Raw genomic sequence first — 10982 nt, forward strand, 5'->3', positions numbered from 1 at the left:
AGCCACTTCGCAAACACCCTTGACACCAGGATTGGTCTGGACCAACTTGGCTGCGCCGGCACTTCCCCGCAGGGGACCCCGCTCCCCCGCCCCTTCGACCCCCACGCGAACCCCCTTCCGCCCCACCCCTCCACTCCCCCCACGGAGTCCACGTGAACCGCATGCGCTCCCTCGCCCTGCTGGGCGCCGCCACCCTTGCCGCGGGCGGGCTCTCCGCCCTCGCGACGGGCACCGCCCAGGCCGCCGACGTCAACGTCGCCCGCAACGGAGGCTTCGAGTCCGGCCTCACCGGCTGGTCCTGCTCCGGCGGCTCGGGCACCGTCGCCACCTCGCCCGTGTACGCCGGCTCGGGCGCCCTGCGCGCCACCCCGGCGGGGCAGGACAACGCCCAGTGCGGCCAGACCGTCACGGTCAAGCCGAATTCCACGTACACCCTCAGCGCCCAGGTGCAGGGCTCGTACGTCTACCTGGGCGCGACCGGCACCGGCACCCAGGACGTCTCCACCTGGACCCCCGGATCGGGCGGCGGCTGGCAGAAGCTGTCGACCACCTTCACCACCGGCCCGAGCACCACGCAGGTCACCGTCTGGACCCACGGCTGGTACGGCCAGCAGGCCTACCTCGTGGACGAGTTCAGCGTCTTCGGTCCCGACGGGGGCGGCGGCACCGACCCCGGCCCGAGCCTCCCGGGCGCCCCCGCGGCGCCCTCTGTCTCCGGCCAGGGCGACACCTCGCTCACCCTCGCGTGGAACGCGGTCGGCGGGGCGAGCGGCTACCACGTCTACCGGGACGGCGTCCGCGTCCAGTCGGTGACGGGCACCTCGGCGCAGGTCACCGGACTCGCCGCGGGCACCTCGTACTCCTTCCAGGTAAGCGCGTACAACGCGGCCGGCGAGGGGCCGAAGTCCGCTCCGGTGACGGGCACCACGACCGGCGGCGGGGGCAACCCGAACCCCAACCCGTCGGTGCCCCGGCACGCCCTGACGGGCTACTGGCAGAACTTCGACAACGGCGCGACCGTCCAGAGGCTCTCCGGCGTCTCCGCGCAGTACGACATCATCGCCGTCTCCTTCGCCGACGCCACGACCACGCCCGGCGCCATCGCCTTCAACCTCGACTCGGCCGGGCTCGGCGGCTACACCGTCGCGCAGTTCAAGGCCGACGTCGCGGCGAAGAAGGCGGCCGGCAAGTCCGTCATCCTCTCCATCGGCGGCGAGAAGGGCACGATCTCGGTCAATGACTCCGCCTCCGCGACGAACCTGGCGAACTCGGCCTGGGCGCTGATGCAGGAGTACGGCTTCAGCGGGATCGACATCGACCTGGAGAACGGGCTCAACCCGACGTACATGGCCCAGGCGCTGCGCGCCCTGGCGGCGAAGGCGGGTCCCTCACTGGTCCTGACGATGGCCCCGCAGACCATCGACATGCAGTCCACGCAGGGCGGGTACTTCAAGACCGCGCTGGCGGTGAAGGACATCCTCACCGTCGTGAACATGCAGTACTACAACAGCGGCGCGATGAACGGCTGCGACGGCAAGGTGTACTCCCAGGGCTCGGTGGACTTCCTGACGGCGCTGGCCTGCATCCAGCTGGAGGGCGGGCTCGACCCCTCCCAGGTGGGCATCGGCGTCCCGGCCTCCCCCAGCGGCGCCGGCAGCGGGTACGTGTCGCCGACGGTCGTGAACAACGCCCTGGACTGCCTGGCGCGGGGGACGAACTGCGGGTCCTTCAAGCCGTCGAAGACCTGGCCGGGACTGCGCGGGGCGATGACGTGGTCGACCAACTGGGACGCCAAGGCGGGTAGTACCTGGTCGAACGCGGTGGGTCCGAAGGTCCACGGACTGCCGTAGGCGGTAGGTGTGTGGGGGTGGCTGATTCGGTCCGGTGCACAGCACCGGGTACGCCTGGGGCTATTGACCGGGACATGCCACAAGAGCACGCTGTGCGCGTCCGCACGGCTACCCCCACACTCCACCCAGGAGAACGCATGCGGCTCCACACCCGCCGGAGGGCCGCCGTCACGGCCGCCCTGCTGGCGCTCGCGCTCGGCGCACCCGCCTACGGCATGAGCGCGACGGCAGCCCCGCCGCCCACCCCCTCGACGGCCACCCAGGACGAGGCGGTCGCGCAGTACGAGGTCAAGGGCCCGTCCACGGCCGCCGAGCGCACCGCCCTGCTGAGCAGCGGGGTCTCCATCGACGAGGTCGACGCCCGCTCGGTCGTGGTCAGCGCGAACCCGGCGCAGGCCAAGGCCCTGCGCGCCCGCGGCTACGAGCTGACCGCCCTGGCCGGCCCCCCGGACCGCTCCGAGCGCGGCGTCGCGACCCGCCCGATGGACTTCCCCTCGGCGGACTCCAAGTACCACAACTACGCCGAGGCGAGCGCCGAGATCGACCAGCGCATCGCCCAGTACCCCGGGATCATGAGCAAGCGGGTCATCGGGAAGTCGTACCAGGGCCGGGACATCGTCGCGATCAAGATCAGCGACAACGTCGGCACGGACGAGAACGAGCCCGAGGTGCTCTTCACCGCCCACCAGCACGCCCGTGAGCACCTGACCGTCGAGATGGCCCTGTACCTGCTCCAGGAGTTCGGCTCCAAGTACGGCAGCGACTCCCGGATCACCAACATGGTGAACAACCGCGAGATCTGGGTCGTCCCGGACCTCAACCCGGACGGCGGCGAGTACGACATCGCCACCGGCTCCTACCGCTCCTGGCGCAAGAACCGGCAGCCCAACTCCGGCTCCTCGGCCGTGGGCACCGACCTCAACCGCAACTGGGACTACAAGTGGGGCTGCTGCGGCGGCTCCAGCAGCAGCAAGAGCTCCGAGACCTACCGCGGAGCGGCCGCCGCGTCGGCGCCCGAGGTGAAGGTGGTCTCCGACTTCGTCCGCAGCCGGATCGTCGGGGGCAAGCAGCAGATCAAGGCCGCCATCGACTTCCACACCTACAGCGAACTCGTGCTGTGGCCCTTCGGGTGGACGTACAACGACACCGCGCCGGGGCTGACCGCGGACGACCTCGCGGTCTACAAGAAGATCGGCACCAGCATGGCCGCCAGCAACGGCTACACGCCGGAGCAGTCCAGCGACCTGTACATCACCGACGGCACGATCGACGACTGGCTGTGGGGCGACCAGAAGGTCTTCGCCTACACCTTCGAGATGTACCCGTCCGACACCGGCGGGGGCGGCGGCTTCTACCCGCCCGACGAGGTCATCGACCGCGAGACGGCGCGCAACAAGGACGCGGTGCTCCAGCTGCTGGAGAACGCGGACTGCATGTACCGCTCGATCGGCAAGGAAGCCCAGTACTGCGCGTAGCCGCAGCCGGGGCCGAAGGTCCGGGGCGCCCCGCCGCCAGGGGGGCGCCCCTCCCCCGTGCTCAGCCGAGGACGGCGAGGGCGTCGATCTCGATCAGCAGGCCGGCGGGCAGGCCGACGTACACCGTGGTGCGGGCGGCGGGGACCTTGACGCCCTGCTCCTCGAAGTAGGCGTTGTAGATCTCGTTCATCTCGGCGAAGTGGGCCGTGTCGGTCAGGTAGACGCGGATCATCACGGCGTCGTCCCAGCCCGCGTCGCCCGCCTCCAGGACGGAGCGGACGTTCTCCAGCGTCTGGAGGGTCTGCTCGCGCAGGGTCGGGCCGGCGACGGCGGGCGCCCGGCCGTCGACGGCGGGCAGGTAGCCCACCTGGCCGGCGACCTGGAGGATGTTGCCCTTGCGCACGCCGTGCGAGAACTTCGCGGGGGCGGCGGGGTGGGACTCGGGGTTGATGGCGGTCTTCTCGCTCACGGGATCCTCTGGTGGGTTCGTGGTGTCCGGTGCGGAGTGGTGCTCCGCACCGATGGTGTCAGCGGTACGGGGTGCGGGTGGCCGCGGTTCGAGCAGTTCGCTAGGGCGGGTACCCTCCGCACCGCACCGGCGCCGGAACCGCGCGGCATTGACCCCTCGTCGTCACCGGTGTTACACCACAGGCACCACCCGCACCACCAGGAGGCCCCATGCCCAGCGACGCCGTCCGACGCCTCGCCGCCGAACCCGTCGACCACCGCTTCAAGGGCCTCCCCCCGGACGCCGAGACCGCCGGCCTCACCGTCGGCGAGCTGGCCGCGCAGGCCAGGGACCTCCACACCGGCGGGTTCACCACCCCCGTGCTGACCCTGGACGCCGACGCGCTCGACCACAACCTCACCGTCCTCGGCACGTACGCGCAGCGCCACCACCTCGCCTTCGCCCCGCACGGCAAGACCTGCATGGCCCCCCAGCTCTTCGAACGCCAGCTGGAGCACGGCGCCTGGGGCATCACCGCCGCCGTACCCCACCAGGCACGCGTCTACCGCGCCTTCGGGATCCGGCGGATCTTCCTCGCCAACGAGCTCGTCGACCCCGCCGCCCTGCGCTGGGTCGCCGCCGAACTCGCGGCCGACCCGGACTTCCGCTTCGTCTGCTACGTCGACTCCGTGCGCGGGGTCGAACTCATGGACCGGGCCCTCCAGGGGCAGCCCGCCCGGATCGACGTCGTCGTCGAACTCGGAGCCGGCGAAGGGGCCCGCACCGGGGCCCGCACCGACGAGGACTGCCGGGCCGTCGCCGACGCCGTCGCCGCGGCCCCCGCCCTGCGCCTCGTCGGCATCGCCGGCTACGAGGCCGAGGTCCCCGACGCCGACCCGGAGAAGGTGCACGCCTGGCTGCGCCGGCTCACCGCCCTCGCCGTCGAGTTCGACAAGGCCGGGCGGTTCGCGGCCGACGTCGAGGAGATCGTCGTCAGCGCCGGCGGCTCCGCCTGGTTCGACGCCGTGGCCGACGTGTTCGGGGAACTGCCCGAGCTGTCCCGGCCCGTCCTCAAGCTGCTGCGCTCCGGCGCCTACGTCTCCCACGACCACGGCTGGTACACCCGCCTGACCCCCTTCAACCGGGTCCCGGAGGAGGGCGGGCTGCGCCCGGCGTTCCGGCTCTGGACGCAGGTCGTCTCGCGCCCGTCCCCGACCCAGGCCTTCGTCAACGCCGGCAAGCGCGACATCGCCTACGACCTCGGGCTGCCCGAGGCCGAGCTCGTCCGGGACGCGCTCACCGGCGAGGAGCGGGCCGCCGCCGGCGTGCGCGTCGTCAAGCTGTCCGACCAGCACGCCTGGCTGGAGACCGACTCCGCCGACGCCGTACAGGTCGGCGACTGGGTGGCGCTCGGGATGTCGCACCCCTGCACCATCTTCGAGAAGTGGCCGCTCATCCCGGTCGTCGGCGCGGACGGGGCCGTCCGCGAGTACGTGCGGACCTTCTTCTAGGAGCCGGGCCCCAGGAGATGGACCTCGTCATCCGGGGAGCCCGGGTCGCCGACGGGACCGGCGGGGCGTCCTACCCCGCCGACGTCGGCGTGCACGAGGGGCGGATCGCCGCCATCGGGCGGCTCCCCGGCGGCGGGCGGCGCACCGTCGACGCGCACGGGCTCGTCCTCGCGCCCGGGTTCGTCGACATGCACGCCCACAGCGACCTCGCGCTGCTCCGCGACCCGGACCACAGCGCGAAGGCCGCCCAGGGCGTGACCCTGGAGGTCCTCGGCCAGGACGGGCTGTCGTACGCCCCCGCGGACGAGCGGACCCTGGCCCAGGTGCGGACCGCGATCGCCGGGTGGAACGGGACCGGGGAGGACGTCGAGTTCGACTGGAGGACCGTCGGCGGGTACCTCGACCGGCTGGACCGGGCCCACGGCGGACGGGGCAGCGCCGTGAACGCCGCCTACCTCGTCCCGCAGGGGACCGTCCGGGCCTGCGTCCTCGGCTGGGAGGACCGGCCGGCCACCCGCGCCGAGACGGACCGGATGCGGCAGCTGGTCGCCGAGGGGATGGAGGACGGCGCCGTCGGGATGTCCTCCGGGCTCACCTACACCCCCGGCATGTACGCCTCGGGCGCCGAACTCGCCGAGCTGTGCGCGGTCGTGGCCCGCTACGGCGGCTACTACTGCCCGCACCACCGCTCGTACGGGCGCGGCGCCCTCGCCGCCTACGCCGAGATGCTCGGCCTGGCCCGGGAGACCGGCTGCGCCCTGCACCTCGCGCACGCCACCATGAACTTCGCGGAGAACGAGGGCCGCGCCCCCGAACTGCTGGCCCTGCTGGACGCGGCGCTCGCCGGGGGGACCGACGTCACCCTCGACAGCTACCCGTACACCCCCGGCTGCACCACCCTCGCCGCCCTGCTGCCGAGCTGGGCGCACGAGGGCGGGCCCGAGGCCCTGCTGGCCCGGCTGGCCGACGGCGCGACCGCCGCGCGGATCCGGTACGCGCTGGAGGCGGAGGGGTCCGACGGGTGCCACGGGGTGCCGGTGGACTGGGCGACGGTCGAGGTGGCCGGGACCCGGGACCCCGCCCACGCGCACTTCGTCGGCACCCGCCTCCACGGCTGGGAGGACGCGCGCCGGCTCCTGCTGGGCGACCGGCTGGGAACGACCGTCCTCCAGCACGTCGGGCACGAGGGGAACGTCCGGGCGATCATGCGCCACCGCGTCCACACGGGCGGCTCGGACGGCATCCTGCACGGCGCGAAGCCGCACCCGCGGGCCTACGGCACCTTCCCGCACTACCTCGGCCGCTACGTGCGCGAGCTGGGCGTGCTCTCGCTGGAGGAGTGCGTCGCCCACCTGTCGGGCCGGCCGGCGGCGCGGCTGCGGCTGCCGGACCGGGGGCTGGTGCGCGAGGGGTACCGGGCGGACCTGGTGCTCTTCGATCCGGAGACGGTCGCGGCCAGCTCCACGTACGAGGAGCCGCGCAGGCTGCCGACCGGGATCCCGCACGTGCTGATCGACGGACGGTTCGTCATGCGGGACGGGCGCCGGACGGACGTCCTGGCCGGACGGTCCGTCCGCAGAACGGCCGTTGGGGCGTAGGAACCCCTCCGCCGGCCCGGGCGTTCGCCCCCGCAGGCACCGGCCGGGCGGCACATACGATGAACGGCATGGCCGCCTTCGTCCTCCCCGCCCTCCTCTTCCTCGCCCTGTGCGTCAGCGCGTTCAAGGACCGCCGCCGCTTCCGCAACGCGGTGCTGTTCGGGCTGACCTTCCTCACGTTCTCGGCCGCCCTGCTCGTCCAGGTGACGGCGCTGCCGGGGTGGGCGGCGCTGACGATCATCGGCCTCGCCTTCGCCGCACCCACGCTCGGCACGATGGCGATCGGCGGCTTCCTGATAGCCAACGGCGTGACGATGATCCGCAAGGAGGGCCGCAGTCCGGCCAACCTGCTGTCGATGCTCGCGGGGCTCGGGATCTTCGGGATGATCGCACTGCTGGTCGTCGTCCCGATGTTCCGATCCACCCTCCTCAACGGCATGGCGGCGACCCTCACCCTGGTCGTCGCCTACGTCGCGTTCCTCTTCCTCTGCTTCCTCGGCTACGCCTTCCTCTACGGCCGGATCAAGGTGCGCGGCGACGTCGACCACGTGGTGATGCTGGGCTCCGGGCTGATCGGCGGGGACCGGGTGCCGCCGCTGCTGGCCTCGCGGCTGCGCAAGGGCAAGCAGGTCTACGAGGCCCAGCTGGCCCGCGGCTCGCGTCCGCCGATGCTGCTGACCTCGGGCGGCAAGGGGTCGGACGAGCGGGTCGCGGAGGCCCGGGCGATGGCGGACTGGCTGATCGCGGAGGGGGTTCCGGCGGAGCACGTCACACTGGAGGACCGGTCCCGGACGACCGAGGAGAACATGCTGTTCTCGAAGGAGATCATGCTGGCGCACGACCCGGGCTACCGGTGCGTGGTGGTCACCAACAACTTCCACGCCTTCCGGGCCGCGATGCTGGCCCGCAAGACCGGGGTCGACGGGCAGGTCGTGGGCTCGCCGACGGCCCGCTACTTCCTGCCGAGCGCCATGCTGCGCGAGTTCGTCGCGGTGTTCTGGGAGCACCGGAAGGTCAACCTGTGGATCTGCGGGCTGCTGATCGCGGCCGGGGCGGCCGCCACCCTCACCGCCGTCTGAGGCGGGCGGGCGGACGGGGCGCCGGGCGGCCCGGGGTCCCCGAGGTGCGTTCTTGGTTCCGGGGCCGGAGGATGGGGGCCTGGGGCACCGTAGGAGGTATCCGATGGACAGTGAAACCAACGAGCAGCCCACCCGGTCGGACCGGCTCTTCACCGGCGGTGAGCGGCCGTACGACCCCGAGGACCTGGTGATGGCGACCGGCCACGACCCGACTCCGGAGCGGGTCGAGAAGGCCCGGAAGCTGATCGAGGAAAAGGGCCCGTCCGTCATCGAGCGCTACCTGCCGTAGCCGGCGGCCGGCCGGACGCGCTGTTGTGGGCCACGGCCCGGGGTCGCACCCCGGGCCGTGGCCCGTCCGTGACCCTCTGCGAAGCTGAGGCGCACGTTTCAGCACCGGAAGGGACCGGACCGACATGCCCCAGGTGAAGCTGACCACCAGCCTCGGCGCCATCGTCATCGACCTCGACGCGGAGCGGGCACCGGCGACGGTGGCCAATTTCCTCGCGTACGTGGAGAGCGGCCACTACGACGGGACGGTCTTCCACCGGGTGGTCCCCGGGTTCATGAACCAGGGCGGCGGGTTCACCGCCGACATGCGGCAGAAGCCGGTGCGGGAGCCGGTGCGCAACGAGGCGGACAACGGGCTGAAGAACACCCGGTTCGCGGTGGCGATGGCCCGGACCAGCGTCCCGCACTCGGCGACCTCCCAGTTCTTCGTCAACACCGCCGACAACCCGGCGCTGGACCACACCGCGCCCACCGCGACCGGCTACGGCTACGCGGTCTTCGGCATGGTCAGCGAGGGGCGGGACGTCGTGGACTCCATCGCCGCGGTCCGCACGGGCCGGGCGGGCGGGCACGGTGACGTACCGCTGGTGCCGGTGGTGATCGAGCGCGCGGCCCTGGTGGGCTGAGCGGCGGAGGTGCGCCGCGGGCGCGCCGCATCCAGAATCGGTGAAGGCTCGTTAGCCGTAGGGGGGACGCCCTACGGAGGTCAGATGAACAGCGTCGCCGTCGCCGTCGACTGGGAGCACCCCACGGACCCGCGTCCGGGGCCGCGCCTCGAACACGTGCGGACGTACGTGTCGAGCGGGGGCACCGACGGGCACCTGTGGCACGGGGTCCCCACCCTGCTGCTGACCACCCTCGACCGGGCCTCCGGCCGGGCGGTGCGCACCCCGCTGATCTACGGGCGGGACGCGGGCCGGCTGCTGGTGGTGGCCGCCGGCACGGGCGGGCCGCACCATCCCTCCTGGTACGGCAACCTCGTCGCGCATCCGGAGGTCCGCGTCCAGGTGGGCACGGCCGCCTTCCCGGCCTGGGCGCGGACGGCGGACCCGGAGGAGCGGGAGACGTACTGGGAGGCGATGACGGCGCTGTGGCCGCTCTTCGACGACCACCAGGCGGCGGCCCGGCCCCGGGAACTCCCGCTGGTGATCATCGAGGGCTGAGCGGGACGGGGGCCGGGCGGCGGAAGCCCTTCGCGAGCAGCCAGACGGCGAGGGAGACCTCCCAGCCGAACACCGGGAGCGCGGCCAGCGAGCCGGGCACGGAGAGCTGGGCGTAGAGCCCGCACATCACGGCGACGGCCGAGGCGCAGATCAGCGGGCCTCCCGCGAGGCCGAGGACCGCGATGGGCCGGGGCACGAGCCGCGAGCGGTACAGGAGGCCGGCGAGCAGGACCGTGTTCAGCCCGAGGGCGAGGTTGGGGCCGAGCAGGAACGTCCAGTCGTGCACGGCCACCAGCACCGTCTCCGCGGCGGCCGCCCCGGCCCCGGCCGGCCCGCGGTGCAGGCTGACGAGGGCCAGCACGGCGACGATCCCGAGCAGGATCAGCACCGCCTCCAGGAGCCGCGCGCAGAGGTGGCCGAGGGCGGCCGTCTCGCCCCAGCGCCGGACGACGGGGAACAGGGTCACGCCGGTCCCCGCCACGGCGGCCACCAGGAGCAGTTCGCACAGGGCGCCGAGGACCGCCCGCCCGTCGCCCCCCGCGCCCGCCCCGCCGAGCAGGGGGCGGTAGAGGACCGCCCCGGCGATGGCGGCGACCTCGGTCACCAGGAACAGCACCCCCGCGGTGACGGCGGCCCTTCTCGCGCCCTTCCTGTCCGTCATGCCTGTCGCGTCCTTCATGCCCACACCCCTCCTCCGAAAGGTGTACGGCGTACACCTCACTCTTCGGCGAGACCATAGGTGTACGCCGTACACTCGTCAAGGCGGGGCGGGCGGGGCGAGCGGGGCGAGCGGGGCGGACCGGCGAAGGGGAGGACCAGGGATGACACGACTGAACCGGGAACGGGTGCTGCGGGCCGCCGTCGCGCTCGCCGACGAGGGCGGGATCGAATCGCTCAGCATGCGCAGGCTGGCGCAGGAGCTGGACGTCGTACCGATGGCGCTCTACAAGCACGTGGCCAACAAGGAGCAGCTGCTCGACGGCATGGTGGACGCGGTCGTCCGGGAGATCGAGCTCCCGCAGCCCGGCTCCGACTGGCGGGACGCGGTACGGCGGCGGGTGCTGTCGGCCCGGACGGTGCTGCTGCGCCACCGCTGGGCGTACCGGGTGATCGAGTCGCGGACCGGGCCGACGCCCGCGGTCCTGGAGTACCTGGACTCGATGATCGGGGTGTTCCGTGACGGCGGGCTCTCCGCCGACCTGACGCACCACGCGATGCACGCCCTGGGCAGCCGCGTGCTGGGCTTCAGCCAGGAGCTGTTCGACACCTCGGGCGGCGCCGCGGCCCCGGACGCGGGGGCCGCGGACACGATGGCGGAGCGCTACCCGCGCATCGCGGAGCTGGCCGGAGCGGCCGCGCACGACGGGGGGTCCGTGGTGGGCGGCGGCTGCGACGACCGGTTCGAGTTCGAATTCGCGCTGGACCTGCTGCTGGACGGCTTCGAACGGCTCCGCGCCCGGGGGTGGACCTCGGCCGCGGGCTAGGTGTTCTGTCCAGGGAGGTTGTGGACGGGTGATGCAGGTCTCGGTTGAGGGATCTTGAAATGGGTGAGGGCCTTCTGGCCTGGTGT

At 72.8% G+C, this 10982-nt stretch carries 11 protein-coding genes; 9 read left to right on the top strand and 2 right to left on the bottom strand.

The features are described from left to right. Positions 1 to 161: 161 nt before the first annotated feature. Entirely contained in the window at positions 162 to 1850 is a 1689-nt protein-coding gene (locus AB0469_RS30085; protein ID WP_366454613.1) for a glycoside hydrolase family 18 protein, read from the top strand. A 137-nt stretch (positions 1851 to 1987) separates the two neighbouring features. After that, positions 1988 to 3325: a M14 family metallopeptidase gene (locus AB0469_RS30090; RefSeq protein WP_366454598.1), complete on the top strand. Its 1338-nt coding sequence runs from the start codon at positions 1988 to 1990 to the stop codon at positions 3323 to 3325. Between the two features lie 61 nt (positions 3326 to 3386). Here the strand turns inward: AB0469_RS30090 and AB0469_RS30095 are convergent, their stop codons facing one another. Continuing rightward, positions 3387 to 3794, bottom strand: a complete 408-nt coding sequence (locus AB0469_RS30095) for a RidA family protein (RefSeq protein ID WP_366454599.1) — start codon at positions 3792 to 3794, stop codon at positions 3387 to 3389. Positions 3795 to 4003: 209 nt separating this feature from the next. On the opposite strand from AB0469_RS30095, the gene AB0469_RS30100 reads away from it, so the two are divergent. From AB0469_RS30100 to AB0469_RS30125, 6 genes are all read left to right on the top strand, one after another. Beyond that, on the top strand, positions 4004 to 5284 hold the full coding sequence (locus AB0469_RS30100) for an amino acid deaminase (protein ID WP_366454600.1): 1281 nt from the start codon (positions 4004 to 4006) through the stop codon (positions 5282 to 5284). A 17-nt stretch (positions 5285 to 5301) separates the two neighbouring features. Continuing rightward, positions 5302 to 6882, top strand: a complete 1581-nt coding sequence (locus tag AB0469_RS30105) for a D-aminoacylase (RefSeq protein ID WP_366454601.1) — start codon at positions 5302 to 5304, stop codon at positions 6880 to 6882. Between the two features lie 68 nt (positions 6883 to 6950). Next, positions 6951 to 7961 carry a YdcF family protein gene (locus tag AB0469_RS30110; RefSeq protein ID WP_366454602.1) on the top strand — a complete coding sequence of 337 codons (1011 nt, stop codon included), beginning with the start codon at positions 6951 to 6953 and terminating at the stop codon, positions 7959 to 7961. A gap of 103 nt (positions 7962 to 8064) precedes the next feature. Beyond that, positions 8065 to 8250, top strand: coding sequence for a hypothetical protein (locus AB0469_RS30115; protein WP_365153951.1), 186 nt, complete (start codon positions 8065 to 8067; stop codon positions 8248 to 8250). 124 nt (positions 8251 to 8374) lie between these two features. Next, positions 8375 to 8875, top strand: coding sequence for a peptidylprolyl isomerase (locus AB0469_RS30120; RefSeq protein ID WP_366454603.1), 501 nt, complete (start codon positions 8375 to 8377; stop codon positions 8873 to 8875). A gap of 84 nt (positions 8876 to 8959) precedes the next feature. Then, complete coding sequence (locus AB0469_RS30125) at positions 8960 to 9412, top strand: nitroreductase family deazaflavin-dependent oxidoreductase (protein ID WP_366454604.1); 453 nt, start codon at positions 8960 to 8962, stop codon at positions 9410 to 9412. On the opposite strand, the gene AB0469_RS30130 is transcribed toward AB0469_RS30125, so the two are convergent. Beyond that, on the bottom strand, positions 9399 to 10073 hold the full coding sequence (locus AB0469_RS30130; protein WP_366454605.1) for a DUF4386 domain-containing protein: 675 nt from the start codon (positions 10071 to 10073) through the stop codon (positions 9399 to 9401). The two genes, AB0469_RS30125 and AB0469_RS30130, sit on opposite strands and share 14 nt — an antisense overlap. 160 nt (positions 10074 to 10233) lie before the next feature. Between AB0469_RS30130 and AB0469_RS30135 the strand changes: the two genes are divergently transcribed. Next, the gene (locus AB0469_RS30135; protein ID WP_366454606.1) at positions 10234 to 10896 is read left to right on the top strand and encodes a TetR/AcrR family transcriptional regulator C-terminal domain-containing protein; all 663 of its coding nucleotides are present in this window, start codon (positions 10234 to 10236) and stop codon (positions 10894 to 10896) included. Positions 10897 to 10982 lie beyond the last annotated feature (86 nt).

It is taken from the genome of Streptomyces sp. NPDC093801 (assembly GCF_040701585.1).
GTDB lineage: Bacteria > Actinomycetota > Actinomycetes > Streptomycetales > Streptomycetaceae > Streptomyces.

Bases quoted from the DNA above. Each gene is read 5' to 3' on its own strand.
- AB0469_RS30085 (WP_366454613.1), top strand. From the start codon at position 162: ATGCGCTCCCTCGCCCTGCTGGGCGCCGCCACCCTTGCCGCGGGCGGG.
- AB0469_RS30090 (WP_366454598.1), top strand. From the start codon at position 1,988: ATGCGGCTCCACACCCGCCGGAGGGCCGCCGTCACGGCCGCCCTGCTG.
- AB0469_RS30100 (WP_366454600.1), top strand. From the start codon at position 4,004: ATGCCCAGCGACGCCGTCCGACGCCTCGCCGCCGAACCCGTCGACCAC.
- AB0469_RS30105 (WP_366454601.1), top strand. From the start codon at position 5,302: ATGGACCTCGTCATCCGGGGAGCCCGGGTCGCCGACGGGACCGGCGGG.
- AB0469_RS30110 (WP_366454602.1), top strand. From the start codon at position 6,951: ATGGCCGCCTTCGTCCTCCCCGCCCTCCTCTTCCTCGCCCTGTGCGTC.
- AB0469_RS30115 (WP_365153951.1), top strand. From the start codon at position 8,065: ATGGACAGTGAAACCAACGAGCAGCCCACCCGGTCGGACCGGCTCTTC.
- AB0469_RS30120 (WP_366454603.1), top strand. From the start codon at position 8,375: ATGCCCCAGGTGAAGCTGACCACCAGCCTCGGCGCCATCGTCATCGAC.
- AB0469_RS30125 (WP_366454604.1), top strand. From the start codon at position 8,960: ATGAACAGCGTCGCCGTCGCCGTCGACTGGGAGCACCCCACGGACCCG.
- AB0469_RS30130 (WP_366454605.1), bottom strand. From the start codon at position 10,073: ATGACGGACAGGAAGGGCGCGAGAAGGGCCGCCGTCACCGCGGGGGTG.
- AB0469_RS30135 (WP_366454606.1), top strand. From the start codon at position 10,234: ATGACACGACTGAACCGGGAACGGGTGCTGCGGGCCGCCGTCGCGCTC.